At 58.8% G+C, this 26435-nt stretch carries 19 protein-coding genes and 2 pseudogenes; 4 read left to right on the top strand and 17 right to left on the bottom strand.

Annotation, left to right across the window (positions count from 1 at the left end):
• Nucleotides 1-5: 5 nt before the first annotated feature.
• A complete protein-coding gene (locus ABIB91_RS36395) occupies nucleotides 6-851 on the bottom strand; it encodes a DNA adenine methylase (protein WP_354129055.1) in 846 nt (281 codons plus the stop codon).
• Between the two features lie 153 nt (nucleotides 852-1004).
• Here ABIB91_RS36395 and ABIB91_RS36390 point away from each other — a divergent pair, with 153 nt between their 5' ends.
• Complete coding sequence (locus ABIB91_RS36390; RefSeq protein ID WP_354171636.1) at nucleotides 1005-1676, top strand: recombinase family protein; 672 nt, start codon at nucleotides 1005-1007, stop codon at nucleotides 1674-1676.
• A 355-nt stretch (nucleotides 1677-2031) separates the two neighbouring features.
• Here the strand turns inward: ABIB91_RS36390 and ABIB91_RS36385 are convergent.
• A pseudogene (locus ABIB91_RS36385) lies at nucleotides 2032-3193 on the bottom strand (IS30 family transposase).
• A 166-nt stretch (nucleotides 3194-3359) separates the two neighbouring features.
• On the opposite strand from ABIB91_RS36385, the gene ABIB91_RS36380 reads away from it, so the two are divergent.
• The gene (locus tag ABIB91_RS36380; RefSeq protein WP_354171634.1) at nucleotides 3360-4310 is read left to right on the top strand and encodes a protein kinase; all 951 of its coding nucleotides are present in this window, start codon (nucleotides 3360-3362) and stop codon (nucleotides 4308-4310) included.
• Between the two features lie 145 nt (nucleotides 4311-4455).
• Here ABIB91_RS36380 and ABIB91_RS36375 read toward each other — a convergent pair whose 3' ends face one another.
• Entirely contained in the window at nucleotides 4456-5040 is a 585-nt protein-coding gene (locus tag ABIB91_RS36375) for a hypothetical protein (RefSeq protein ID WP_354171632.1), read from the bottom strand.
• A gap of 1075 nt (nucleotides 5041-6115) precedes the next feature.
• On the opposite strand from ABIB91_RS36375, the gene ABIB91_RS36370 reads away from it, so the two are divergent.
• The gene (locus ABIB91_RS36370) at nucleotides 6116-6979 is read left to right on the top strand and encodes a radical SAM/SPASM domain-containing protein (RefSeq protein WP_354171630.1); all 864 of its coding nucleotides are present in this window, start codon (nucleotides 6116-6118) and stop codon (nucleotides 6977-6979) included.
• A gap of 816 nt (nucleotides 6980-7795) precedes the next feature.
• Here the strand turns inward: ABIB91_RS36370 and ABIB91_RS36365 are convergent.
• The 7 genes from ABIB91_RS36365 to nifH form a co-directional block, all read right to left on the bottom strand.
• Nucleotides 7796-8323, bottom strand: a complete 528-nt coding sequence (locus tag ABIB91_RS36365; protein WP_354171628.1) for a hypothetical protein — start codon at nucleotides 8321-8323, stop codon at nucleotides 7796-7798.
• A 242-nt stretch (nucleotides 8324-8565) separates the two neighbouring features.
• A complete protein-coding gene (locus ABIB91_RS36360; protein ID WP_279682385.1) occupies nucleotides 8566-8862 on the bottom strand; it encodes a ferredoxin family protein in 297 nt (98 codons plus the stop codon).
• 41 nt (nucleotides 8863-8903) lie between these two features.
• Nucleotides 8904-10211 carry an FAD-binding protein gene (locus ABIB91_RS36355; RefSeq protein ID WP_354171626.1) on the bottom strand — a complete coding sequence of 436 codons (1308 nt, stop codon included), beginning with the start codon at nucleotides 10209-10211 and terminating at the stop codon, nucleotides 8904-8906.
• A 10-nt stretch (nucleotides 10212-10221) separates the two neighbouring features.
• Nucleotides 10222-11337 carry an electron transfer flavoprotein subunit alpha/FixB family protein gene (locus ABIB91_RS36350; protein ID WP_502917067.1) on the bottom strand — a complete coding sequence of 372 codons (1116 nt, stop codon included), beginning with the start codon at nucleotides 11335-11337 and terminating at the stop codon, nucleotides 10222-10224.
• Between the two features lie 1092 nt (nucleotides 11338-12429).
• The gene (gene nifW, locus ABIB91_RS36345; protein WP_354171622.1) at nucleotides 12430-12762 is read right to left on the bottom strand and encodes a nitrogenase stabilizing/protective protein NifW; all 333 of its coding nucleotides are present in this window, start codon (nucleotides 12760-12762) and stop codon (nucleotides 12430-12432) included.
• 283 nt (nucleotides 12763-13045) lie between these two features.
• Nucleotides 13046-13813 (bottom strand): nitrogen fixation protein NifQ, encoded by a 768-nt coding sequence (locus ABIB91_RS36340; protein ID WP_354171620.1) that lies wholly within the window; start codon nucleotides 13811-13813, stop codon nucleotides 13046-13048.
• Between the two features lie 72 nt (nucleotides 13814-13885).
• Nucleotides 13886-14776 carry a nitrogenase iron protein gene (gene nifH / locus ABIB91_RS36335; protein WP_279682290.1) on the bottom strand — a complete coding sequence of 297 codons (891 nt, stop codon included), beginning with the start codon at nucleotides 14774-14776 and terminating at the stop codon, nucleotides 13886-13888.
• A 530-nt stretch (nucleotides 14777-15306) separates the two neighbouring features.
• Here nifH and ABIB91_RS36330 point away from each other — a divergent pair.
• Complete coding sequence (locus ABIB91_RS36330; RefSeq protein ID WP_354171649.1) at nucleotides 15307-15861, top strand: peroxiredoxin; 555 nt, start codon at nucleotides 15307-15309, stop codon at nucleotides 15859-15861.
• A 1542-nt stretch (nucleotides 15862-17403) separates the two neighbouring features.
• Here the strand turns inward: ABIB91_RS36330 and ABIB91_RS36320 are convergent.
• The 7 genes and pseudogenes from ABIB91_RS36320 to ABIB91_RS36290 form a co-directional block, all read right to left on the bottom strand.
• Nucleotides 17404-17614 (bottom strand): annotated as a pseudogene (locus ABIB91_RS36320) (transposase); the annotation flags it as partial.
• Between the two features lie 634 nt (nucleotides 17615-18248).
• Nucleotides 18249-20021, bottom strand: a complete 1773-nt coding sequence (locus ABIB91_RS36315; protein WP_354171617.1) for a tetratricopeptide repeat protein — start codon at nucleotides 20019-20021, stop codon at nucleotides 18249-18251.
• 5 nt (nucleotides 20022-20026) lie between these two features.
• On the bottom strand, nucleotides 20027-20683 hold the full coding sequence (locus tag ABIB91_RS36310; protein ID WP_354171615.1) for a DUF3540 domain-containing protein: 657 nt from the start codon (nucleotides 20681-20683) through the stop codon (nucleotides 20027-20029).
• A gap of 17 nt (nucleotides 20684-20700) precedes the next feature.
• Nucleotides 20701-21657, bottom strand: coding sequence for a hypothetical protein (locus tag ABIB91_RS36305; RefSeq protein ID WP_354171613.1), 957 nt, complete (start codon nucleotides 21655-21657; stop codon nucleotides 20701-20703).
• A 33-nt stretch (nucleotides 21658-21690) separates the two neighbouring features.
• Nucleotides 21691-22098, bottom strand: coding sequence for a DUF4150 domain-containing protein (locus tag ABIB91_RS36300; RefSeq protein WP_354171611.1), 408 nt, complete (start codon nucleotides 22096-22098; stop codon nucleotides 21691-21693).
• Between the two features lie 3 nt (nucleotides 22099-22101).
• Complete coding sequence (locus ABIB91_RS36295; RefSeq protein ID WP_354171609.1) at nucleotides 22102-23178, bottom strand: pentapeptide repeat-containing protein; 1077 nt, start codon at nucleotides 23176-23178, stop codon at nucleotides 22102-22104.
• Nucleotides 23168-26314 (bottom strand): DUF2169 family type VI secretion system accessory protein, encoded by a 3147-nt coding sequence (locus tag ABIB91_RS36290; RefSeq protein WP_354171607.1) that lies wholly within the window; start codon nucleotides 26312-26314, stop codon nucleotides 23168-23170. The genes ABIB91_RS36295 and ABIB91_RS36290 overlap by 11 nt, the downstream gene beginning before the upstream one ends.
• Between the last annotated feature and the right edge of the window lie 121 nt (nucleotides 26315-26435).

The raw sequence follows: 26435 nt of genomic DNA, 5'->3' as shown, positions 1-26435 counted from the left end.
CAATCTCAGTAGTTTGTGATGACAACCTCGGAGGTCTCGCCCCTAAAGCTCGCATCTCCTGATAAAACAGAAAAACGTCGAACTTTGCGGATGCGGGTACCCTGATAGAGTTTTCGGATGGAGCTGTGGTCGGCGTTCGTGAGCATAAAAAGTGCGCCACGTTCGGAAGCGCGTTCCAGCGCCGACTTCAGACGCAATTGATCGGACCACTCGAACAAAGCCTCGTTGTACTTTATGAAGCCATTGTTGTTATGCTTCACTGTGTAGGGCGGATCGGCGAATATAAAATCTGACGAGCGGGCAGCCTCGATAGTATTTTCGAAGTCGGCAGCCGCTATCGTCGCTGCGGCAAGGCGCTTCGCCACCTCCGAGAAGTTATCGGTATCCAACAGGACAGCAGTCTTTGTCCCGAGGGGAACGTTGAATTGGCCGCGCTGGTTCACTCGGTACAGACCATTCCAGCAGACCCGATTTAGGTACACGAATGCTGCCGCCCTTGTGGCTGATGTCCGGTGACTTTGCGCGCGAACTTGATAGTAGTGCGATGCGCTGTGACTTGCGGCGTGAAGCGCTAGGTGGCGCGCAACGCGCTTGTGGTCCTCTCTGATAGCCGCATAGCACTCGACGAGAGCCGCATTTCGGTCGCTGAGGATTGCGCGCTGGGGATTGAGGCCGAAAAAGATTGAGCCTGAACCTAGGAACGGTTCGATGTAGGTATCAAAGCTCTCGGGGAAGAGGTGGGGATAGCTTCTCAAAAGCCACCGCTTACCACCTGCCCACTTCAAGAATGGCACAATGACCTGCGGCTCACTAACGAACGCAGACGTCTCACTCGATACCGCTCGCAACATGCACAATTCAGCAAGCGTGCGCCCACTAGCGCCACGCTCGTCGCCCCCTACTGCAAGTTGCACAGTACCGGCCTTTCGACGGATGTAAACAGTTGTAACGATCCTAAACGGTCGTATAGATTCTTTACAGATCGGCTCTGGAGGACCCCCGACGTGCCCGCAACTCCCCTTGTCATCTACATCCGCGTTAGCACCTCCGGCCAAGGCCGTTCAGGTTTGGGCATAGAGGCGCAACGGCACGCCCTCTCTCACTTCGCGGCTTCGGAGGGATACGAAGTGGTTCGGGAGTTCGTGGAGGTGGAGACCGGGAAGGGAGCCGATGCACTGGACCGTAGGCCGCAGCTCAAGGCCGCGCTGACCGCCGCACGTAAGCTCAGGTGCCACGTAGGCGTTGCGAAGCTCGACCGTCTGAGCCGCGACGTCCATTTCATCTCTGGGCTCATGGCTCACAAGGTGCCCTTCCTGGTTGCCGAACTCGGCCCCGACGTCGACCCTTTTGTGCTTCACCTGTTCGCCGCTCTCGCCGAGAAGGAACGCGCGCTTATCAGCACACGGACCCGGCAGGCTCTCGCGGCAGCAAAGGCTCGCGGGGTGACCCTCGGTAACCCAAGGCTCCACGTGGCGCGTAAAAGCGCGGTAGAGACGGTGTCGGCCTCGGCTGACAAGTTCGCCGCCAACGTTCTGCCCATCATCCGCGAGGCACAGAAAGCCGGCGCTACCACGCTAAGGGACATTGCCGCTGCACTGAATGCCCGAGGGGTCGCGACGGCTCGCGGTGGTCAGTGGCACGCCACGTCCGTAAGCAACATCCTTGAGCGCGCGTAGGGTCGACGACAACAGACGCAACGTTCTTGGTGATCCTCGCCACCACCTCGTGAGGTTAAACGTATCGGACTTGCCGGCCACGGCGGAAAGCCTCGGAGTTCGGCTCGTGCTGCGTAAGGAAGAAAGCGCCCGCCCCGGCGGCTGGGTCCCATGCGAGTTTGAAAAATGGGTCCCCTTTTGCGATATGGGACCCTAAGCCGGTCGCAAGCTCAGAGCGATTTCAAGTTCCTTCGGCTAAAGGTCGTCGCCGCCGCCCAGCTGACGACAGCAGTGTGAAATCCTAGGCGATATCGTCATGCCTCTCAGCGGGTCCCATTGCATGGCCGTTTCTGATGTCCGCTTTGGTGCTGCCGGCTCAACCGGTCGACGCAACACAGGCGTTAAATCTCTCTGCTGGGGTTTCAAATTGCAAGGTCTCACGTGGTCGTTCGTTTAGCTGACGAGCCACTTTGTTCAGATGGGCTTGCGAATGCACCGACAAGTCGGTGCCCTTAGGAAAGTACTGTCTCAGCAGGCCATTGGTGTTCTCGTTCGACCCGCGTTGCCACGGGCTTTGCGGATCGCAAAAATAGACGTCGATGTTGGTCGCCAACGTAAAGCGCCGATGATCCGTCAGTTCCTTGCCCCGGTCCCAGGTCAGGGACTTATACAGCTCCTTTGGTAGCTTCTTCGCCTGCTTGATGAGCGCGGTGACTACCGTCCGGGTGTCCTTGCCTGCCACCTTGGCCAACATCACGTAACGGGTATGACGCTCGACCAGGGTCGCGATGTAAGTGTTGTTCGGCCCGGACAACAGATCGCCCTCCCAATGACCAGGTACCGCCCGGTCTTCAACCGACGCCGGTCGCTGACGGATTGAGACGATATCCTTGATATGCCCCCGTCTATCGCCATTCGGATCAACCGGTTTGGAGCGACGCATCGAGCGCTTCGATCGAAGATGGCTAAGCAGCTCTTTCTTGAGCACGCCTCGCGCTTGGACAAACAGGCAGCGATAGATGGTCTCGTGTGACACCTGATTACACTCGTCTTCAGGATGTCTTCTCTTCAGCCAACCGGCTATCTGCTCGGGTGACCAATCCAATCTGAGCTTTCTTGCCACTGCCCGCCGAAGCCGTGGATTGGTCGCTAACTTACAACATTTTGGGCGACGAGATCGCGCCCAGGCATTCTCGTCCGCAAGTGTCGCCCGGTAGCGATCATATCCGCCATTGCGGCTCATTTCCCGGCTCACCGTCGAGGGTGAGCGGCCAAGCAGTTTGGCGATTGACCGGGCCGATCGATGGGCCGTAACACCTCTGGAAATCACCTCGCGTTCCGCAAGCGTCAATGCCAACCTGGAGCGACGCCGCTCCGCAGGACGAATCCCACCATGCGGAGCCACCAGAAAATAGATCTGACGATGACGGCTTGCCAAAAGCTCGTCCGATCGCCTTCAGCGACTCCCCGCGCTTCCAGCGATCCCATAACTCCGTCTTCTCTGCCGCGGTAAAACCTCTATGAAATCTCCGTTCCATCCCACACTCCATCTTTTTCCTCTAAGATAAAGTGTTGCGGCGACCGGTTGAGACCACCTGCGTGTTACGGACACAAGTCGAACATCGGGCGAGGCCCCAAAAGGGCCAATAGCGGCTGTGTTGGTTGCCTTTTCGGGATAAGCTTTTCGAGCCGAGGGCTGAGAAAATGAAAAAGGACTGGATGAAGTTTTTTCGCTTGGAAGACGGGCGTCTCTTCAAAGAGGGCACGCTTCTTTCATTTCCGGACCATGAGTTTCTCGGTGTGCTCGGCATGGGAGCAAGTGGGGTCGTTTTCAAAGCCAAGAATAAGTGGTTGGATCGAGAGGAAGCCTTGAAAATTTGGTTGCGGATTAAGCCATCGGACGACCGTGACAAGATTATTCAGGGTACCTTTGAGGCCCAAAAGCTCGCCGAAGCGGAGATACCCACAGTCCTACCTGTTTACGCGGCCGGCGTTGCAAACGGCAACTTCTACTCGACAATGCAGGTAATTCGCGGACCCTCCTTGAGAACAATCTTGCGAGATCAGAGGACTGACGCAGACACCCGCCTTATGTTGGCGCAAAAATACGCGAAGGCCCTGAATGAGCTCGCAGACGCCGGTCTGGTTCATGGCGATCCCCACGCAGGAAACGTGCTGCTGCGCTTTCCCGCTCCAAACCTCACCTATCATTACTCTGACGGGTACTTCTTGGAGGGGGTCGGCCCCATTGGAGTTGCCACTCCTGTCTTCTGTGACTTTGGGACGTCTCGATATATGGGAAAAGGGGGCATCCTACTGCGCAACCGGCGAGTTTCAATCGAAACCCTGTTCGACATTTTCGATGATCCTGAGATCAAGGAGTTGGACGCCGCAAAGAAGGCGCTCCGTGCTCTATCCGAATACAGAGTCAAACAAGACCCGCAGTATCCAATGGAAGCTAGGCTCGCACAGGACAGTATGCTCAGCGACGTTCAGCGAGTTTCAAAACAGCAGGCACTTTGGCATCCCAACAAGCCTCTAAGCGAGGTGACTCAATCCATGCTTGACGACCGGATGTTCACACAGTTCTGCGTTTACGCGGCCCATAAAGTACGCAAGGCTTGGCAAACAAAGAACCGGCCAACCTCTGACTAAACTTCGCCTTTGGGTCAGAAACTGACCCTCGGTCTCCTCTGGGCCATTTCCGTTCTGCCCTTGCCGGCTCAACCGGTTGACGCAACACAGGCATTAAATCTCTCTGCTGGCGTTTCAAATTGCAAGGTCTCACGTGGCCGTTCGTTTAGTCGACCACTGTAGGATGCGCATGCCCATACTCGCTCAACTCAGGCAGAGACGCCTTTAGAAGCGAGCCCTTGCGCGCCTTGGGTACTAGCTGCAGCGCTTCGCGAAACGTGCGAGCGTGCGAGCGTTTTATTTCTAGGATCGAGAGATTGCCGTGCAACTGGACGAACATGTCGATGGCTCTGCCGTACTCATGCACGGTGCCCTCTGGTCTCTCGCGCTCCTTCTTCCAGCCCTCCAAGGCTTCCTTCAATGTCCCAGAGGCGGTTGTGATCGAAACCGCGAAGGGCTGTGGTGTGGGTACGGGCTCACCAGCGTTGCGCTGCTCGATTGCCTGCAGGGCTCGCACATAGCCTCTCAGCACCTCAATGCCTAGCTTAGGATACGCTACGCTCCGTCTATCTAAATCGATTTGAAACGCATCCAACGCATCGACAATGTCATCTTCAACCGCAGAGATGTCGCCCAACGCGAGAGCCTCGCGAAAATCCTTGAGGCTTTCGGCGAGCTGTTCGCGGTTCTCAGCAAGCTGTGCAGGCGAGAGGCCACACACATAGCCGGCAAGTGTCGATGATGAATGCAAGAGCGCTTCCCGGCGCGTGAAACCAATCGATCGCAAATCGACGGATGGCTCGCGACAGATGCGGAGCAGATACGTCCAATGCGTTGTTCTTCTTTCGGGTGGGCAAGCTTGTACTACCAATGCCGCCGCCGGCCTGGTTTGCCGTGGTGGCCTCGATGTAGATCTCAAACGCCATTTTGTCGGTAAGAAGCCAGCAGGTCGGTGGCTGCGATCGATCGCCCTAGCTAGACGTCCTCTCGAGTCTCGGTTTGCGCGTCATAGATTCTGACTCGAAGCATGGGAAACCGCTTCTTCAGCTCGCGCGCCAGTTTTGGTCCCGTCTCTCGTCGCTAATTCAGTCTCGAGTCGCCTATCGATTTCAAGTGTGTAATCTGAATGCGGTAATTCACGGGCCATAGCGACCATCTTTTCGCTTGAGCACAGTCGGAATCGAGGTTGGCTATTTAGCCCAAGTCGCGCAAATAGCGCCAGCTCACTCCTATGTTCACTGCGTTTTCGACCGTTGAAATTCTCGATTTGCTGCATGAAGGCACGATGGAGATTTTCGGTTGTCGACTGCGGCCGAGGGAGCTCGCAATCGCAATCCCAACGTCGCGCGGCGGATTCCGACCACCACGATCACGATGACGTGGTGCTCGGGGCAGCGGCAACGCCGTCACATTTCATAGAAACCCGCAATTCAACTCATTTCCGAAAGAGCTTGAATCGTACGTAAGGTCATATTGTACTCTATCGATCGCGCAGAGCTGCGCCTCGGTTGCCGCAATTGGGACGACATTCATCGCGAACGTGTCGACTTACGGAAAGCACCGCCTGGCATGAGTGATGCTAGTTGAAGTAAACGAGACGTTAGACCAAATCAATCAATGCAAGCGCACACGGCAGCCGCCCGATCCTGCTGGACTAGGCGGGAGAGAGCCGTGGCGCTTTCTTCATCTTTCGCAAGCGCGCTTGCAGCGGTGCCGTGTCGCGCTGATGGGCGACGAACGAAGATGATGCATGAGCGAACTGGCATGAGGGATACAGCTCGACGGTCATCCTCAAGATCACTTATTGCAAACGGGGAAGCGCGGAAGTGGATAATATCAAATCGATGACGCTACAGGAGCTGCGCTCTGCAGTCGCTGGCGGCAGGGTCTTGGAGATAAGTACGACAACGGGCTGTGTCGTCGGGTGTTCTTATTGCTCGCAGGACAGGTTTGCTGAACGGCAAAGAGCGAGATCCGACGTAAAGCATCTTTCTCTGCAAGATTTCAAGCGATGCCTGGCGAGCGTACCAGCAGCTGTCGACATCAGCTTTTCCGGGTATTCGCAGCCTTGGCTCAATCCGGCTTGCACCGAAATGGTTGAGCATGCCTACGCGCGTGGCCATGGAATTCGGATTTTCACAACCCTGGCCGGAATGAATGGGCAGGATCTAAGACGCTTACGTGCGCTGCAGTTCGGCGTTTTCCTGGTGCAGGTTGTTGATGACGGCACGTACATGGATAGCGGTCTCGTCAGGCGCAACTATGTCGATTTGATGCGCCAACTTGTCGACGCCAACATTTCATCACTGCTCTTCATAGTCATGGGCGAGGTTCATCCCGAACTTGTCGACATCATTCCTGACGAAGCGCTGGTCCGCTTGCGTCCGCCGCGCAGGAGGGCTGGCAGCGGCGAGCTTGAGATGGTTGAAGTACGACAGCCAATCGTTGGAACACTGACATGTCCTGACGAACGGCAATATCGTAATGTTCTTCTCCCAAACGGCGATGTTACTTTCTGCTGCATGGATTTTGACCGACGACACGTCTTGGGCAACCTCGTGCGCGACAGGTACAAGGATCTCTTCGAAGGGGCGACTTTTCGCAACATTGCCGATCGCATGAACGGAACGGACGGCTTTCTGCTTTGTCGATCGTGTGAATTCGCTGAACCAACAACGTCGGAGAGCTGATCTTTGAGAGCAGTTAGGCCGCTGCCTGATCGAAGCGAATCGCGAGCCCTGGCGAAGGTCGGCCTGCAGCTCATCATTACATCAGCCGCGGGCACGACCCTGCCATAAACGGAGGGTCGCCATGGCCTGGAGCATTTTGTGGGTCGCCGGTCTGCTGAAGGTCGCCTGGGCTACCCGGCGGAATTTGATTGTTGTTTCCGTGCCACGCCCTTGTCTTGTCAGGCCCTGGAGAACCCCATCATTCTTCTGAGGCGAATGCCGCTCTCTCTCAAACTCAAAAGGCGGCGTCTTGGCATAACCGCGAGTCCATGGTTTCCAAGAATCAGGGCCGAGATGGCATCGTTCCTGCCGAGCTCGCGACTTTGTGTCTTGCGCCGTTCGCGCTTACGAGAGTTTGAGACCATCTTACTCCTTTGAGCATGGTCGGGAGGACGTGGCGCCAAACCGGACGCTAAAGTGAACATGGATCAACTTGCGCCCGGCAAGGCTGCCATCTGCGCAAAAGCGGCGTCCGCCTCGCCGCTGCTTGGCCTTCTGCCGTGATTTCCCTTGCTAGGCTGTTAACGAACGGTTCCGTGATCCGCCAGCAGCGCACCGCGCGTGCTGCAACTGAGCAAGAAAGCTCAGAACTGCGGATCTTGTGATCTTGTGCTCACTATAAAGACCCGAGCTTGACGCGGCCGGGGACTGCGACCGGGCGTGCATAGCGGCTCCGCGTCAGCGATAAACGTCAAACGGAGGACGAAGGAACTACGCCGCGACTTTCGACGCGGTTTTGACCCTCTGCAGGGACTATCCTCAAAGCGCCCTGAACACTCACACGCCGTCGGCGGCTCCCCTCAAGTCCGCGTTCGAACCGATCCCGGCATGACGACCCTTCGCTGGCTCATTCAGCAGCCCGGCGAGCCTGAGGCCTTCAAGGACTCCTTCGAGCCGCTGTTCGCGAATGATTGCGGCGAGCAGCAAAACGGCCTCCTCCCGATGGACGGTGAAGCAGACGTCAGGCGCTTGCTGAACCAAGAAGTCCAGCAAGTCCGGAAGGTCAACAACGTGGTGGCGTAAGGTCGAGACCGCATCATTGGCGAGATAGGTCGCCAAATCCGCATTCGCCGGCGGATCAAAGTCCAAGTCGACCTCGGCGCGCTTCTCGATCGCCTGTCGGATCAACTCGCCCTGCCGTCTTGCATTCATCGAGAGCATGAACACCGCATCCGCGAGCTTCTCGCGCGGCAAGCTTCTCAGTTCGGCTATGCATGCCTGGATGTCGACAACCGAACTCTCACGGCCTACCTCTGCTCCCCGCGCGTTAGCGGCTGCCCTGCTCTTTTGTACTCGAATCATCATAATGCTCTCCGGCCGGCGATATATCCCCGCGATACAATGCGTCGCGCCCTTGTTTTGGATCCGCTCGATTTGGCTGTCTTCGGGAATATCATGGGGGAAGCTGGGAAGCTGCGGTTGTCCACCATGCAAGGGCCTGCCCGTTGCCCCGATTGAATGTGCCCGGGTGAAATCTCGAGTCCCGCGCATCTCGTTGCATCGCGACAACGCCGCATCCTGCCAAAGTCAGGCGCTCCCCTGAAGCTTCAACCAAACTTGAATAGCACACCGTAACCGCCCCGTGGGTAGCTCCACTTGATATCACCGCTTCCTTCGCAAATCACCCGGCAGGTGCCGCACTCGAGACACCCGTCGACTGTAACCTCAACATGACCCTTATCGTTGAGATCGTAGCACCGTGCTGGGCAAGCCTTCAGCATCGATAGCAGCTGCGACGATGGCGTGGTGTGCGGCCGCACCTTGATATGGGCGCGGCCGGAATCAACAAGATAACGGTTGTAGAATAGTTTGTCCTCGACACGTTGGGATGGCTCGCACGGCATTGATTCTGGCTCCGTCAATCGTCGTTATCTTTGCTTCGTGATCAGCGCCAGGCCCGGGCAATGCGGACGGCATCGCTGAACAGTCCACTCCACGATCGCGCCTTGATGAACGAGTTCAGCGTCAGCTTCTCTTTCTCGAGCTTTGGTGTGCCGTCGACGCGCACGTAATCCTGCATCGCCTTCGAGAAGAGCTGCGGATATGTGAGAAAGAAGTTCTGCGAGTGGGTATGCAACAGTGCCGGCATATCCTTGTACTTCTTCAGGTCCTTGATTACGAAGGAGTCATTCAGCATTTTTTTGTAAAGCGAAAGATTCTTCGCCGTCATCGGATCCTTTCGCGATCTGATAAGACAGATCGCTTCCGCCGCGATACGGCCCGACGTCATCGCCAGATTGGACCCCTCGCGATGGATGGCGTTGTTGAGCTGGGCGGCGTCCCCGACGACGACCCAGCCCTCACCACAAAGCTGCGGGATCGCCTTGTACCCACCTTCGGGGATCAAGTGCGCGGAATATTCCTTTACTTCCGAACCCTCGATCAGCGGCGCAACGGAGGGGTGACGCTTGAAACCCTCGAGCAAGCCGTAGGGCGTCTCGCCGGTACGCTGGAAATCGGCAACAAGACAGCCAATACCGAGCGAGATGCATTCCTTGTTGGAATAGATGAAGCCCATGCCGGTCATGCCGCGGGAGATGGTTCCGACAGCTTCGATGACGAGCCCCTCGTCGCCTTTGAGACTGAAGCGAGCATCGATTGTCTCGCGCGACAGGAAATGCATCTCCTTGACCGCGAGTGCCACGTTATCCGGTTTCGGCCGCCCTCTTAACCCCGTACCCGTCCCGAGCACTCCGTTCACCCCCTCGGCCAGCACGACGACATCTGCATGGATTTCACCGCCATCGCGGTCTGTGCGCACCCCGACCACCCGCCCAAGTGAATCCTGGAGGAGCTCGGTCACCGTGGTCTCGCACAGCACCGTGGCGCCGGCCTCGCGGACCTTCTGCGAGAACCATTTATCGAACTGAGCGCGGATGATGGTGTAGCGGTTCGGCTTCTCCTCATTGAAATCATCGGAGCGATAGTGAAGCCCGGTGTGCGAACGCTCGTCCATGATCCAGAAGCGCTGCTCGACCAGATGCCGCTCAAGCGGTGCATCCTCGCGGAAATCCGGGATCAGCTTCTCCAGCATATCGGCATAGAGGATGGCTCCTTGCACATTCTTAGACCCCGAATACTCCCCGCGCTCCAGCTGCAGCACTTTCAGGCCACGCTGGGCCATCGTAAGCGCCGCCGCATTCCCGCCCATGCCAGCACCCACGACGATCGCGTCGAATTTTTCCTCGATCATAACAAGCTCCCTAGCCGGCGATGCGGTCGTGCGAGTGCGGCGACAGCCGCGCGCGGAATGCAGAGGTCAATGCCGGCAACAGTCGAATGGCGTCGGTGACGATACCGATATGGGCGAAGTCGAAGATCGGGGCGTTCTTGTCGGTATTGATGGCAACGATGAGGTCGCCACCCTCAACTCCGACGCGATGCTGGATCGCCCCGGAAATGCCGGCCGCGATGTAAAGCTTTGGCCTAATGGTTTTCCCAGTCTGGCCGATTTGTCGCTCCGAGGTGACCCAGCCCTTTTGGACCAGCGGCCGCGAACAGCCGTATTCGGCGCCAAGCACGTCCGCAAGTTGCTGTACCAGCTGGAAGTTCTCAGGCGATCCCAGACCGAGCCCTCCAGCGACGACCACGTCCGCATAGGCAAGGTTGGACTTTTTGGAATCGCGGTCCGGCAGGAACGAGAGGACTTTTGTGACGATATCTTCTTCTACAAGCCCGAGCGGATGCGAGATGACGCGCCAGACGGCCCCCGTCACGCGCTCGGGCATCGGCATCACGCGCGGGCGGACGGTTGCCATCTGTGGACGATAGTTGAGTGTGTAGATCGTGCACAACAGTGAACCGCCAAACGTCGGCCGCGTCGCTGCAAGCGAGCCGTCGGGATCGACAGCGAGCTCGGTGCAGTCGGCAGTTAGGCCGGTGAGCAGTGTGGTGGCCACTGAGCCGGCGAGATCCCGGCCGAGTGTAGTTGCCCCTAGGAGTAGGATTTCCGGCTTGTACGTATTGACCAGCTCTGACAGGGCCTTGGTATAAGATTCATTGCGATAGTCGGCCAAGAGATGGTCCGCGACGATATAGGCGAGGTCGGCGCCGTAACAGAAGGATTCGGCGACCGCCTGCTCCGTTGTCTCCCCGACCGGGCCGATGACAACCGCGGCGAGGTCGACGTTGAGCTTGTCAGCGAGCCGGCGGCCGGCACCCATCAGCTCCCAGGAGACGGGGTGCACAACCCCGCGTTCCTGCTCGATGAAGACCCAGACGTGCTTATACGCCTTAAATCGTTCGGGTAGCTCCCTCTTGGTCGCTGCGCGACCACCACCCGCGGCCGGAGCTGCGCTTTTGGGTGCGGTGCTCATCATCTGTACTCCCATCCGTTGTTCAGTAGCGGTTCGCCAGCGGAGCGCGCTCCGCCCCCAGCTTTGAATTCGCGCTTGAGGATTGCTTCAGTCAAAAGTTCGGCCGGGTGCCCGCCGCCATTCAGTCGGCGCCGCCTGCCAGCAGCGCGGGGCCGAGACAGACATTGCTCGATGTGTCGACGAGCCCGGAAGCACGCGTCTCGGGTTCTCCACGCCGCTCACGCGAGCCGATCGATTTGTCCCCCTCATCTTCGAGATGCAACCGAACTGGAACGGATCGAGGATATGGCGGAGGCTCGGCTGATATCATTATCCGCGTGCTTGCCTGTGAAAACGCGATCCATTGCTCCGAATGCGCTCGATCTCTCGCCGATCGCAGCGGCAAGTCCGCAACTCTTGGCGAGGGCGCGAGCGCCGGGGTCCCCCCCGTCAACGGCGCCGCGCGACCGGCGCTGGAGAGCAAGGACTGCCCCGGCGAAACCTCGGCCATGGATCGGCCAACGGGGGTGATATCGTCGACGAACCTTTGGCGCGGATCAAGCGCAGCTTTCAGCTGAGCCGGGTCGGAATATGCGGCCATCGCTTTGGCGTCGCGACGCATCACGGTGCCGACAGGCAGCGCGCGCGAACCTGCGCGACATCAAAACCAACATCGATGCGGACCAAGATGTGCATGCGCTTCTCCAGACTGGCTGAGCATATGTCAGCAATTGTCGTACCAATTGCGTAGGCGATTAAAATTGGGCGCCAATACAGACTCTGGCTGAAGGAAATTGGGTTGGCTGCCTCTCACGACGATCGGACCATTCGATAGCCGAGTCGAGGCGTGTCCGGAATGCGACACAAGGCAGTCATCCGAATCTGGTGGGCTTTCCTCGCCAAATGTGCGCTTCCCGCTGCCGGCGTACATTGGAGGAGATAGGAGCTTGAAAGGATGGACAAACCAGCGCTCAGTCGTGATTGGCATTTAAGGAGAGCGGAGTGAGTGTTAAAGCTGCGGATCCACGAGGCCACCGCAACTTCCGTTTGAATTGGAAGCCCTAGGGATGTCAGCTCCGGACTTTCACGGTCCAGAGCACGAGATATAAACTCGATTCACTCCAAGGAACCGAGCTGGACCAATGCTGGATGCTCATTCGGTTGTGGCGCTGCCGCATCCTTGAGGACCTTGAACACGCGCTGTTCGATCGGGGAGGACGTAACGAAGTCGGCATAGGCGCGCTCAAGCGTAGCCTTACAACGCAAGGCGATGTCAGGATCGGATGCACCGGTCAACTCCTCACCCGCAAGATATTGACCCATGCGACGCAGGATGTGAAGCCGCGCCACGTTGATGATCTTCTCGTCGTACTCGACGCCCAGCAGTGCAAAAAACTCCTCTGCTGCCGAGGCCTTCTTCAATTGCGAAAGGATGCCGTCCGTCATCATTCTCAACCTTCATCTAGAGATCCGCGCCCAGAAACCATCCGGGCCGAATGTTTCAACCTGATCGCGCGGCGCGCATGGCTGACCAACCGATCACCCGCCGTTGGCGAGGGAGCCCTCGTGAATATCGCGCCAGCTTGCCACCACCGTTGCTGGGCAACCGGCCTTTGTGCTCGTGGCATGCTTGCGGACGCGCGCGATGATGGTTCGGTTTTCTCGGCGGTGACCGATAGCTGCAACTCGGACAACAGCGAAGTGATCGCGGCAAGCCCTGAATGCTTGCCGATCACAATGCGCTGGGAGCGGCCAAGCAATCGCGGGTCCAGCGCTTGGTTGGTGAGCCGGTCTTTTCAACGGAGTCATCGCGACGACGCAGATGATCACGCCGTCGTCCTGCCATCCGGCTCTCTCCGCTCTCCTCGCCGAAGCAAAGATCAAAATCATTGCATTCCGTGCAGACCGGCGTAGTACACATCACCAGACCGTCATCTTCGCATAGCATGCGATAGAAGAAACGCTTCCAGCGCATCTTCTTGGAGTTGCGAGCCGCTAACGGCCCGAAATGGCGCGTCAGGAGGCGGGACAATTCGTCCCGCTTCCGCAAACCGAGATCTTCCCACAAGTGATTGGGCTCCATGGCGCGCCGCGCGATCATCGTCGCCAACCAGCCGCCGACCTCGCTATGGGTGGAGCGTTGCGCAAGCAGGAGGTCGCGCACCATAATTGTCTCGTCAGGAGCCGCTAACGCGGGCTGTTCGCGCCAAGTACACCTTCTGACCGGGCTGGACGGGAAGTATTGCACTAGGAGCGCATTGAGCTCCTGGTTAGTCAGGCCAGCCCGTTCGGGAAGTTGGCCGCCATCCATAGCGGATGCGGCGAGAACGCAAGCGAGCACATGGCGATCGAAATCGTAATTATCGCTGATGTCGACTTCTGTTGGATGGCTGCCAGTCAGAAGGCCGTAGAGCTTACTTCCATCGCGCTGCTCGGCGACGTGAGCTGCCGATAGAGGAGGTAACACCGTATCGGCCAATTTCCTTTGTGTACCAATCATGAGGGTCCCCCAGCATCTGAGTGGACGATGTCGGCCTTCCCGGATCGAGAAGGCCGACAACGACAACATGAATTATGCCGAAACAGCGGCGAGCTCGGCGGCGGTCTTGCCGACCAAGCTCTCGTCGACGGGCTTGATGATGCCGTGCTCCATGAGCATATCCTCGAGCTCGTCCATGCTGATTGGCGTCGGGATAGCGCCTTGTCCAGCATTATTGTGGATCTTGGTCGCGAGATTGCGATAGTGATCCGCCTGCTTGGAATCTGGCGCGTACTCCAGCACCGTCATGCGGCGCAGCTCCGCGTGCTGAACGACGTTGTCGCGCGGCACGAAGTAGATCAGCTTGCTGCCGAGCTTCTTGGCAAGAGCATCTGCAAGCTCCAGCTCCTTGTCGGTCTGCCGCTCGTTGCAGATCAGGCCGCCGAGGCGCACGCCGCCGGAATTCGCATACTTCAGAATACCCTTGGAGATGTTGTTGGCGGCATACATCGCCATCATCTCGCCGGACATCACGATGTAGATTTCCTGTGCCTTGTTTTCGCGGATAGGCATCGCGAAGCCGCCGCAGACGACGTCGCCGAGCACGTCGTAAGAGACGTAGTCGATGTTCTCATAGGCGCCATTTTCCTCCAGGAAGTTAATGGAAGTGATCACGCCTCTTCCGGCGCACCCGACCCCCGGCTCCGGACCGCCGGACTCGACGCATCGAATGTCCTTGTAGCCGAGCTTGATGACGTCCTCGATTTCGAGGTCCTCGACGCTGCCGGCATTCGCCGCCAGGCTCAGAATGGTGTCCTGCGCTTTGGCGTGCAGGATAAGGCGGGTCGAGTCTGCTTTGGGATCACAACCGACGATCAGAATCTTTTGGCCCAGCTCAGCAAGGGCCGCCAGCGTATTTTGCGACGTCGTCGATTTACCGATGCCACCCTTGCCATAAAACGCGATTTGTCTCAGCGAAGACATGTTGCTCTCCATCAACCGATTGCCAACTTTTTCGCGCCGAACGCGCGAGGCTGTTTCTCTCTCAGAAACGTGGGCACACGGGTTTCGGGAAGGAGGCCATCGCTCGCCATCGGCGTCGGCGTGCCCTCAGCCCTCACTCGTTGTTGCTGCATCCATTTAGCAACCGGCATGCCATTTCGTTCGCGGGTGCGTCAAGCGCCTGACCATGCTCGACTAATTGCGCGGCGTCCGAGACCGGATGCCGTGCCGGAGACGACAGCGGCAAGGGCTTTGACGGAAACCGGACAAAGCCTTGGCGCGTTTGTTCCATTACGACCGCCCGGCGAAAGAGCGCAGAACGGGGAACGCCGGGCCTTAGCCCAAGGCGATTGAGGAGATCATACAGTGCAGATCGGGTTCGAGGACACCGCCATCGAAGGCGGATGTCGACCGGCACGGTGGGTACTTGCCGTCTGATCGGGTGGCATATCGCTTGCTTGGCTAGTCCCGGAACGCAGTTCCGCGTGACGCGATGTTGCTGTGAGGACAATATGTCTGGAATTGGAAGTAAGTTGCCGCCGTTCGACATCACAGGCGTGAAGCCCGGCTTTCACCTGCACCAGGAGAACGGGCAGAGCGCCTTCGAGACGCTGACTGAGAGGAGCTTTCCAGGCAAATGGAAAGTCATCTTCTTTTACCCGAAGGATTTTACATTCGTCTGCCCAACCGAAATCGCTGAGTTTGCCCGCCTTTCCAAGGATTTCGCCGATCGCAATGCAATCGTACTTGGTGGCTCGACCGATAACGAGTTCTGCAAGCTCGCCTGGCGGCGTGAGCACAAGGACCTGCACCGTCTATCGATCTGGCAGTTTGCCGACTCCAAGGGCGCGCTGGTCGATGGCCTTGGAGTCCGCTCGCGTGATGGCATCGCGCATCGCTACACCTTCATCGTCGATCCTGAGAACACGATCCAGCATGTCTATGCGACAAGCCTCAATGTCGGCCGGAGCCCAAAGGACACGCTACGCGTTCTGGATGCGATACAGACTCATGAGCTCTGCCCTTGCAACCGGGAGATCGGCGGCGACACGCTTAAAATTGCCTGAGGCAACATGTTGATCGTGCAGAAGGAGAAGCTCCCGCATTCGAAAGACATCAGACTCGGTACCTTCTACATGGAGGCTATTTCCTAGAACCCCTAGCCGGCAGAACCACATCGCACCGGCCGTCGCCGAGCTGGCGCATGGCTGCCGTCACCGACACGACTGTTTTGGCGATGCGGCAACCCGACAGTGAGGCAAACAGGCCCATGAGCATCGTTGCAAGCCCGATCATCCAGATCAGCTTCCGCCGAATTTCTTAAGCTCGTATTTCAGCAGCCCGCGGATTGAGTTCGGCCGACAAGTCGGAGAGCACCGGCCCAACTCAAACCCACTCATTTCAGAGTGAGCCGATCCGCCTCGCCAGCTCGAAGATGTCCGCGGCCACATTAAGAGCATCAATGGCTGGGAAGTCACCGAGCCGATCACGCTCGCGACGTTGTCCTTCATTAAGTACCTGATGTGGAAGGATCTCGTCGACCGCACAGATTTGCTCAAGCCCAATCCCGTCGCGCGTCACCCGATGGATACCCCCGACCCACAGCTACGATGGTCCGGGGCGAGCTTCATCGATGCGCGAACCATCGGCGAGATCATCGATCCGATCGAACTGTTCGCGCCGCTCTCGGCCGATTCTTTGCAGATCGCTACTGTCGTTGCCCCAAGCGCGGCGCGGACTATGTATGTTCGGCCCGCCGGGGCAAGAATCCAGACTATCGCCAACTGCCTCGCACACGAGAAGATGGTGCTGTTCGTCTCGCAGAAGCGCTCAAAGGCGTCAGGCGGCGAACGCAGGCCACCGGGCTGGGCAACTACTGTCTCGAGGTGCACTCGACCAAAGACGAGAAGTCGAGCATGCTGGAGCAACTCTCGACCGCCTGGCGCGAGCGCAATCTCGTCAGCGAAAAGCACTGGTCGACGGCCACTGGCGACCTGAGGAAGAAGAGCGATCAGTTGAACAGGCTGGTCTCGGCGCTGCACCGAAGGCGCGCGAACGGGATGAGGGCCTATGAGGGATTGACGTGTGGTGGCGGATCTGGACCGCCTCGCCGACATCGAACTGACATGCGTACAACGCGGCCGAGTCCAGATCGCAAGCCGCTCCGGCGTACTTCGAAATGCCAACCCCTTATTCGAGCGTCGCAGAACCCGAACGAACTGAAGCCTTAGCCCGCTCTGCTGGTATACATGCGCGAAGTGGTAACGCGCCCCGCAATCGCCGAGACGATGCCCCTCACAGGTCACGAAGAACGCATCCGGGCTGCGCCCGAGCAGCAGGTCTCGTTCGCGACACGAGCCTTCCAGTCGCGGCTCGACGCTCGGATCCAGCGGTAAGAACCGTTGCTTGCGAAGCTTGGCCATGTGGAGCGAAAAGCAGTCGGGCAGCGGTCAGGGACGCAATGTCGAGCGCGACTTCCGTGGCGAGAAGCGCAAGCACGACACGCGTTCTTCGAACGACCCCGACGCCCGCTTGTTTCGCAAGGCCGCTGGCAACGAGGCCAAGCTCTGCCACATGGGGCATCTGATGATCGAGAACGGCAACGGGCCGTACGCCTGCAGCAGCAGCGCCCGCGACAGCCGCTGCGGCGGAATCGACGGTCGGCCATGGCGGGCGTACAGTCTGGCAAAGTCGCGACAGATCCTTCAGCGCCGCGTCGGCCAAGTCGCGGATCGCACGCAACGGGTGATCCGCTGGAACGCGCTGCTCCAACGGCAGGTAGCTGTATATGCCTTCCGACCGCTGATCTGCCCCGCGCATCGCGTCCCCCAGCCGAACGGAATCAGACACATGCACGGAATCACACTCCGTCCAACTCGCAAAACCACTTTTTCAGCAGCTTGCTAGGTCTTTCAGGTCCTCAATGAACTGTTTTGCAAGCTTTCGAAGCTTGTCACCATCAGTCCTGGTAGTTCTCCGACTCAGACCACAGGCAGCTTCGATGAGATCATCGTCGGCCTTAGAGGGGCAAGGACTTGACACCGACCATCGAGCCAGCAGCCCTTGCGAAATCGAAGAAACATGCCCATCGCGCCAATCATGTGGTGGTCATGAAGTCAATACTTTCGGCGTGTGCGCGCAAGGATGCGTCGTCTGCTCTAATCATACGTCCCAGACGCCCGAGATCATTCGCCAACTTACGAAGACAGAGTAGGCTCTCTCAGGGTCTTCGCTGCCGGTCAGACTTTTCAGCGGCTTTCTCGAACAGGTCGTCCAGGTTGTCGGAAGAGGCGTGAGGGTAATTTCCTGCGGATGATCTCGGGGGGCGCGCTGCTCACCGCGGCTGCGCCGCTTGCTCGGCTTGCCTCGGCTTCTCAGCTAGCTGCTGTTGGTACGCCACCAAACCCATTCGTCGACATTTTCCCCAGTCCACCGACGAGCAAGGGCTTGCCGCTCAGTCAATCGTTTGTGTGCGCAGCAGGGTCTCGAGCCGAAGCCGACCGTCGTCGATCGGGCCGGACCAATCGCCGAGCCGCTCCTGCACGACAACCTCGAATGAAGGATACCACAGTGGCTTGCCATCCGCCTGAGCCCAATACCAGGGATAACCGCGCGGAACAAAGACTACCCCTTTAAGGCCGAGCGCTCCGGCGATATGGATGGCGAAGCTGTCGGGCCCGACCACGGCGTCGAGATTGGCGATCGCCGCAATGAATTCCGCAGGCTCTTCGATATGCACACCAACATCGATCGGACGGCTCCATCGCCTCATGTCATGCCGTCGCGCGTCGGTCATCAAACTGACCGGCGTCACCGAGTGAGGAATCACGGCGGCGATCTGCTCCATCGATAGGCCGAGAGCGCCGCCCTCCCACACGATGCCAACCCAAGGCCTTGGAAAGGCGGCCAAGGCATCCCGCCATTTCGCTGACAGCTCGGCGTCGGGCCGCAGGTAGGGAACATCAACGGCAATGTTCCGCGAGTCCGTCGACAGAATGCGCAATAAGGATTGCAGCGGGATAGTTGAGAGCCCGGACCTCGGCTCATCGAGAATGGCCTGCTCGGCTACATTCCTAAGAAGAGCCTGGTAACGTGGCTCCGCGACAACATGCACATATTGCTGGCTCGTCGCCCGACGCAAGAGACGAGCGAGTGCGATGAATTCGAGGGCGCCAGTCCTCGGTGGCACGATTACTCGCATCCCAACTCCCAAGGCAGCCGGCTCGGGCCTCGGGAAGCGACCGAGCGTCAGTTCAAGCGCGGTCGCGAGAGATTTAGCCGCTTCATCGTGAGGTTGCGTTCGCGAGACGTAGCTGGCGAGCGTTAGGGCTTCATCAAACCGTCCAACGAACCGCAAGATGTCGGCCAGAAGAAGCGCAGCAGCAGGGCGCGATTTGTGCGCGCGTACGAACGTTGTGAGCTCCGCAATTGCGCGTTCCTCCTGGCCATTGGCAATCATGACGCGGGTAAGGATTTCGCGCGCGCCAAGATGGGTCGGTGCATAGGCGAGCAATCTCCTGCAGGTTGCTTCCGCTTCCGCCCAAAGTCCCATCGCGGCACGGCAATAAGCCAGATGCGAGAGCCCGGCCGTGTCGAGCGGCGCGCGCAGATGCGCGTGTTCCGCAACATTCAGCGCCTCCTCGAAGCGGCCACATTCAAACAAGAGTACCGACAAATTGCGCAGCGTATCGGGATCGTTGGGAACAAGCTCCAGGGCACGAAGCAGGGCGATCTCGGCCGACGAGTAATCGCGCAAGCCGATATCGAGTGTGCCGAGCTGAAGGAGGGCGCGCGCATTGCCCGGCTCGTCTTGGACAACAGCCTTTGTAATCGCGCGGGCTTCAGCAACGTCACCGCGGCTCTCCAGCGCATGAGCCAGCGTGAGCTTGATCTCCTGGCTGCGTGGGGCGAGCGCCGCTGCGCGTTTGAGGCAAATAACCGCCTCGTCAAACCTGCCGAGCAGCACATAGGCGATCCCGAGGTTAGTAGCAAGCCCAGCGTGATCGGGATGACCGGTCGCCGCCTCCACCAGCAGCTCGAACGCCGATTCCGTGCGTTGCCGTGCGAGCGCTACTGCGGCCTTTGCACTGAGCGTATCCGGATCGCTTGTGGCGACGACCTGCTCCAACAGCGCCTCCGCTTCCTCGAGACGGCCGGCCGCAATAAACTCCTGCGCCGTCCTAAGCCGATCTTGTCGGGTCGGGCCGGGCACGCCAGTGGTCGGCATGCGCATTATGCAACCGTCACGCGTTTGCCGTCGAGGCGTAGATCCTCGCTCACCGCGATGACTTTGCTGTGGGCTATCTCGGAGGCAATGCCGGTGACCCTGATAACCTGGGTTTCGGTCTGCAATGAGTCGATACGCTCGATCACCGAGACACGTTCGCCAGCCTTCACCGTAAGCAACTCGGCGCTCGTTTCCTGGGTCCGCGCCGAGCATCGGACACGGTCCGCGATTAACGTGTAGAGCTTGCCGATCCAGGTGCCTTTGTTCGCGAGCACGGCAAACAACGTAGCCTGCAGATCGATACTATCGGCGCGCAAGGATATGCGCTGGCGCGCGGCGACGGTGATGGTCTCGCCCTCAATCGATATGTTGCGACATCCTGGTAAGCCGAGCATGCCATCATTGGAAGCCGCCCGCTCGAGCACGGTCACGACAAAGGCTTGCTCCACGTTAGCGAAGAGCAGCACTCTGTCCCGTGGTATAGGCCGGATCAGGCAGCCAACAGCCACCGTCGCCGTGTGACGAGCGCCAGCGACTTCGACCTCCATCACACTGCCGTCATCGCTGACTGACACTACATGGGCTGTGTGATGTCCAGGTTCAAGCAAGCGCTCGGCCATCGCCAAGCTGTCGCTGTTTGTGACGCGGATTGTCATCGTCATTCCCGCTCTCCAGTCGGCTACATGAAATTTATCGAATTCTTTTGTATGACTTCGTCCTTGCCGGTGCTGGACACGATCTCCGCTGTTCGGTTCACAACATCGTACTGTTCAGTATTCAGCTTTCCCTTTCTCAATTCTTCTTCTGTGACGGACACGCTGGTCTTGCTGACCTTGCCGTCGCGGCCGACCACCTTCAAATCGTCAACTGGCGCGAGTTTGAAATTGCTTCTTCTGAGAATCTTGGTATCACTATCGGCCGATTTGAAGTCGGGGCCAAAGACAGATTTGGTCGAGTTTCCGATCACTTGCTTGATGTCGTTTCCCTGGACAACATCAAGTCTGTTGCCGACCGTTATCGAGTTAAAATCACTGAGATTGACGCAACATTCGCGGGAGACCTTGTACGTGAAGGCTTCTCCGAGAAAAATGGATACTTTGTGGGCCATCGTCAGCTTGGTAGCTGCGCCACTCATGCAAGTGAATTTGGTGCCTAGGAAGAGCTCCTTGGTGTTGCCCATCGTCCGCTTTTCCACGTCACCGGTGGTAGTTTCCGACTTGTTGCCTTTGTTGATTAGCTTGACGCGGTTCGAGGCCGTGAGCGTGATATCGGCGGGCGTCCCGTTAGCGCCAGCCGTGATTGATATGCCCTTCTCGGCGGAGATATCATAAGTACCTTCCGAGACCTTATGTTGGGAGTTGCCGTTCATGACCTCCGTGGTCTGACCGCGACCGATTTTCATCAATGCGGCACCTTCAACGTTTGCCTGAAAGTCCGTATTGGTGAAGGCAAGCATGCCGGTGTTGTCGCTTTCGTACTGACTCGTGCCAGCAAGGCCCTGGTCGACAGTCGTCGTCAGTCCAGTGACAATATTTGCCTCTTCCTCCGAATAAGAACCGAGGCGCAGATAGGTTGATTTCGTCACGGGAGAGACTGGTGTTTCTGGGACGAACAGTCGCGTGTAGGCATTTGGCATAGTAGGCTCCCTAATCGTAGGACTGTCGGCGCATTAGCGCTGCGCCATCAAGCGGGTTTGAGAGGGCGATAGTGAAACTCCGAACGCGTTCGGATTGGCTCCATTCTGTTTCGTCGGCATCCCCATTTTGGTTGCCGGGGCCCCGCCGATCGACAAATTGTCGGACCCGGCCTTGGCGCGCCCAGGACCCATGACAAGGCCAGAGATGACGCCGAGGGCCAAACCCGCATTGTCACCGTACGATACCGGACGCTCGGTCGTCATGTTGTGCGCAGGCATGCACATGATGAGACAACGAGACTGCGTGGGAATGGCCGCCGTGTTCGTCGCGATGTTCGGATAGGGGGTAGGCACGACGACAGGGCCGAATGGTGTGTTGCAGACGTCGGGAAAGCCGTAATCCACCGCCGGCATCGGGCCATTTGCATTGACAAAGGTCATCGGTTAACACCCTCCTTTGAACGGGACGATGCGGCTCGCATCGTAGAGTTCGGCGATAGCGCGTTCAGATACGGTATGCAGTGCGTTGCCTTGCTGGGGCACGAATAGACGGCCGCCGGTCGACGCACAATGAAAGTCAGTGCGCAGAAAGCGCGAACCGGAAAAGTCGCTGCCATCGACCTTGGCATGATGCATCAGCGCGTAGGACATGTCGGCACCGGCAAATGAAACGAACCTGGCCGATGCACCCGTGAAAACCGCCATCTCCAGTTGTGCGCCCGAGAGATCGCAGCCATCGAGGCGCGCCTCTGTGAAAACGCACTGCGTCAAATTGGCATTACGCAGCTGGGCCGCTCGCAGGTCAGCCCTAACAAAAAGTGTGTTCGGGGCGGTCGTGTTGGAGAGGTCGGCACCCACGAGGCTCGCACCAGTCAAAATTGAGCCGGAGAGGTCGACGCCGGACAGGTTTGTGCGGTTGAGCTTGGCGCCGCTCAGGTTCGCTCGGGCAAGCATCAGCCCGGTGAGATCTCGCTCCGACAGATCGCATTCCGAGAAAACGATCGTGTCGCAACGCATTCCCGTGACCCGCGCACTACGCAAATCAGCTTGCGTGATGGCGGCGTTCGTAAGCGTGGCATTGTCGAGCACGACCTCGGCAAGCCCGCAATCCATGATAGCGCTTTGAGATAGAATCGCGCCGCGCAGGACGGTGTGGTCCAAGACGCAACGCATCGCTGTCGTCTGGGTAAACCGCGTCTCGCTGAAGTCGCTAAGGCCCAAATCCGATGACATGAACGTCGACTGGGTGAAGCCTGCTCGTCGCCAGTCAGATCCGGCAGCACGGCAACCAACGAACGTGCATTTTTCGAAGCGAGCGTCGGCGAAGGAAGCAGCGTTGAAGTCGCAGTCATGAAACATCATGCCAGTCAGGGAGGCGCCCGAGAAGCTGCTGTCGCGAAAGGAGGAACTTAGCACAACGCCATCATTCAGGCTCAGTCCAGATAGCATCTGGCCATCGATGCGAGCGTCGCGTACGGGGAAATTATGGGCGATCGACTGCAATAGCAGATCAACTGACATGACGCGGGACCATCATAACGGTACGATCGATATTGGCGTTGCTCAAATCGGCGGCGACTAAAGCAGAGCCCATCAGGTCGGCACCATAGAGATTTGCATGGCGCAGGCTGGCGCCGGTCAGGTCGGTCTGATTGAGATGTGCCTCGAGTAGGTTGGCGGCATAGAAGTCGGCGCCGCGCAGATTGTTGCCGGTGAAGACCGCGCGTTTCAGCGATGTCATTCGGAAGGAGGCGCGGGCGAGAGTCGACTTACCAAAATAGACACCATTTATTCGGGCCAGGGTGAAGTCGCTGCCGCTGAGGTCGGCTGCCTGAAAGGAAAGCGCCTCGGCGCTGCTGCGGCCGAAGTGGGCGTCGCGCAGATCGATGTCGCCGATGAAGCTGACTTGGTCTAATTGCGAGCTGCTGAGATCGAGTTGGGGCGCTGTCACCCTGAGAAAGCAGGTTTGCTCGACTCGCGCGTTAGCAAAGCTCGCGCCGGACAACGATAAATCGATGAATTGCACCCGCCGGAGGATGGCGTCCTCCCAAATGGTATTATGGAGGGTGGCTTGGATAAAGCAGCATTGATCCAGCTGCGCTGAGCGGAAGGTTGCCGCGATCATCGGCACCCCCAAAATTTGCAGCTCGATAAGACGCGCTCGGTCGAAGGAAGCGCCCGCCATGCGCGCGCCGAGAAGATTGCTTCGCACAAGCAGGCTCCCCGCGAAACGCGTTCCGCGGCAGTCGGCTTCACCAAGATTTGCTTCGGTCAGGTCGGTCGTACTTAAATCAGCGTTGATGAGCGCCGCGCCTGATAGTGTGGCTTTCATGAGTTTGGCGCCGGAGAGATCGGTCCCGTTTAGATTCGCGCGTTCGAGAAAGGCACCGGAGAAGTCCGCGTTCGTGAATCGTCGCCTGGAGAGGTCGGCGCCGGCCAGATCGCGTCCGGCAACCGTGCCGCCGCGCCGAAATTCCTCTTCCACCAGATCCCCCAGCGCCCGCGCGACAGCTGGCGCCAGCATGGTTTCTGGTCTGAGCGGCTTGGGTGAGGCAAGCCTGGCCGCGGCCATGCCGGCTGCCAATGGACCTTCCGCTTGGTCGATCTCGGCCTGCAGGGCAGTCAGCGCCTTCGTAGATTCCGTTTTGGCCGCGGCGATCGCTGCTTCGGGTCCATCGGCGGTTGCCGCTTGACGGGTTGCACTCAAGGCCTCGAATGGCGGACGCTCATCGGCGGCTAGTGAAGAAAGGACCTTTTTGAGCGCCGCTTCTGCATCGGCGAAGCCGGCCCGCAGACGTGCTGCGGTCTCAGACGGTGTACCGGCGCTCTCGATCTGCGCCAGTATCTCGTCAATCGACAGGCGCGGCGGCGCCTCCGGGGCGACGCTGCGCGCTTCTTCCGGCAGGACCAACGTCGGAATATCGGGAAGTGAAAAGGCGTCGTCCGCTATAGCGTTGCGTATCGGCTCTAGCGGCCGGCCAGCCGCCAGGTTAAAAAAACGAGCATGTGCAAGCTCGAGTTGCTGTTGCTCATCGAACGGCTGCTGTGCCGCGCCGACGAGGTTGCCGCGCCGGTTCTTAGCGCGCGTGAGCCTGTCTTTGATATCGCCTAGGAAGGCCGGATCAATGTCCACCGGCAGCGGCAGATCTCCCTCTAGGGTCGCGTCCATCGACGGCGCAGCGTCCGTGCAAGAGAGCGCGGCAAGCAACGCGTCGATATCGTTCGATGCGGCGTTTCCGTCGGCAATCTTTCCATGGGCTGCGCGTGCGGGTTCGTATTGCGCTGCGAGCTTGTCGATGTCGGATTCCGCCTTCTCCTGTACTTTCTCCAACGCGTCGAGGATCTCGGCCAATTCGATCTCGCCGCTCTCGAGTTCTTCGGGCAACAGTTCCGGAATACTCGAGGGTTCGATGGATGGTATCTCGATCGCGGGGCGCAGCGAAGGCGGAAGGTCAATTCGCGCGAGTTCCCGATCGAGCGCCCAGCGCATGGAGGCCATCTTCCGCTCTGTACGCTGTTCGGCCAGTTGGCGCCGCCGCGTTGCGCGGCGCTCGCGTTCGGCAACCGAAGGCCCAGGGGTGAGTTGATGTTCCGAAAAGGCATAGCGTGCGGCCGTCTCCGGGGCGAGCCGCAACTGCCGGACGGTCAGATAATGATCTAACGGACGCGCGGGCTCACTTTGTCGTTCGTAGGCGACCATAATGTCGCCAACGTCACCACCGTCCAATTCCTGCATGGCAATCGAGGTGCGGTAGATCATGATGCCGCGGCGGGCGCCCGCGAACAGCCACAGGGTATCGATGCGCGTCTGCAGTTCCGAGACGCCCCGCGCCGCATCGCTCCAGCCGATGAAGCAGCGCACGCGAAAGGCCGGTAGGCGACCTTCAATGAACGGATGCTCCGCCGAGAAGTTCTGCAGCGCATAGGGTTCTCCGCCGCAGATAAAGCCGGTCATGCGCTGGTCTGGCGGAGCGAATAGAAAAAGGCGCGGATCAGCGTCGGTCGCCAGAGCTGGCGCGACTGATTTCAGCCACGCAGCGTCATAGGTTCCCGCGTATTGCAGACGCTCCCTATCATCAAGCGCCATTGGTCCGAACGTTGCAGGCGGTGCGCTTGTGTCAATGAACTGAATCGCATGCTCGGGGCTTTCGAGGTTGGGCAGGGCCACCAATTCGCCGGCCATGCTGCGGCGGAGAGCCTCATGGCCGGCGCCGAGTCGGTTCGCAGCGTAGTCGGGCCCCCCAAACGCGCGTTGGCGCGTTAGCGGTATTTGATGGAACGGTTGCACGGCTGTCGGTCGCCAGCCGGAGGCTGCCATCTGCCAATAGCGGTCGCCCGTCACCAGAAGGTGCTTCTGCATCGACCCGACGGTCCAGCCCAACATCATGCGCTCGGTCGGCCGCCCCTCTGGTGCCGCAGCATGTCCGCCGATGAGCACTTCCGCTTGCGGCTTGGGCATGCCGATATCGAGAGGGTTGCCGGGCGGAAGCTCCTTCGCCGCCATAACCCAGAGGTCCTGCTCGCCTTCCAGACGGTCCGCGCCCGGGTTAGCCAGGTCGAACATCGCGAAAACGGAAATGATGAGGCTCGCCCCTGGCGGACGGCGCTCGCATTTCGTCAAAAGGCCCAATGTGCGCGGCTTTACAAGAATGGGCATGAGACCCGCCGAGACAATTGTCACTTCCTAGCTATATTTCTCAGACATGACGGACTTTCGGTCCGCCCATGCTGACGCGTCTTTGTGTCACCTGCCAAATCAGGTGGGTAGCCAAGTCAGC

Origin of the sequence: Bradyrhizobium sp. JR4.3, from assembly GCF_040547695.1 — a bacterium.
In the GTDB taxonomy this organism is placed as follows: domain Bacteria; phylum Pseudomonadota; class Alphaproteobacteria; order Rhizobiales; family Xanthobacteraceae; genus Bradyrhizobium; species Bradyrhizobium canariense.
Note: the sequence above shows the minus strand (reverse complement) of the source record. Positions and strands in the feature narration are given on the sequence as shown.

Coding starts and splice junctions, on each gene's coding strand:
- ABIB91_RS36395 (WP_354129055.1), bottom strand. CDS start 851: ATGTTGCGAGCGGTATCGAGTGAGACGTCTGCGTTCGTTAGTGAGCCG.
- ABIB91_RS36380 (WP_354171634.1), top strand. CDS start 3,360: ATGAAAAAGGACTGGATGAAGTTTTTTCGCTTGGAAGACGGGCGTCTC.
- ABIB91_RS36365 (WP_354171628.1), bottom strand. CDS start 8,323: ATGATGATTCGAGTACAAAAGAGCAGGGCAGCCGCTAACGCGCGGGGA.
- ABIB91_RS36360 (WP_279682385.1), bottom strand. CDS start 8,862: ATGCCGTGCGAGCCATCCCAACGTGTCGAGGACAAACTATTCTACAAC.
- ABIB91_RS36355 (WP_354171626.1), bottom strand. CDS start 10,211: ATGATCGAGGAAAAATTCGACGCGATCGTCGTGGGTGCTGGCATGGGC.
- ABIB91_RS36350 (WP_502917067.1), bottom strand. CDS start 11,337: ATGATGAGCACCGCACCCAAAAGCGCAGCTCCGGCCGCGGGTGGTGGT.
- nifW (WP_354171622.1), bottom strand. CDS start 12,762: ATGATGACGGACGGCATCCTTTCGCAATTGAAGAAGGCCTCGGCAGCA.
- ABIB91_RS36340 (WP_354171620.1), bottom strand. CDS start 13,813: ATGATTGGTACACAAAGGAAATTGGCCGATACGGTGTTACCTCCTCTA.
- nifH (WP_279682290.1), bottom strand. CDS start 14,776: ATGTCTTCGCTGAGACAAATCGCGTTTTATGGCAAGGGTGGCATCGGT.
- ABIB91_RS36330 (WP_354171649.1), top strand. CDS start 15,307: ATGTCTGGAATTGGAAGTAAGTTGCCGCCGTTCGACATCACAGGCGTG.
- ABIB91_RS36315 (WP_354171617.1), bottom strand. CDS start 20,021: ATGCCGACCACTGGCGTGCCCGGCCCGACCCGACAAGATCGGCTTAGG.
- ABIB91_RS36310 (WP_354171615.1), bottom strand. CDS start 20,683: ATGACGATGACAATCCGCGTCACAAACAGCGACAGCTTGGCGATGGCC.
- ABIB91_RS36305 (WP_354171613.1), bottom strand. CDS start 21,657: ATGCCAAATGCCTACACGCGACTGTTCGTCCCAGAAACACCAGTCTCT.
- ABIB91_RS36300 (WP_354171611.1), bottom strand. CDS start 22,098: ATGACCTTTGTCAATGCAAATGGCCCGATGCCGGCGGTGGATTACGGC.
- ABIB91_RS36295 (WP_354171609.1), bottom strand. CDS start 23,178: ATGTCAGTTGATCTGCTATTGCAGTCGATCGCCCATAATTTCCCCGTA.
- ABIB91_RS36290 (WP_354171607.1), bottom strand. CDS start 26,314: ATGCCCATTCTTGTAAAGCCGCGCACATTGGGCCTTTTGACGAAATGC.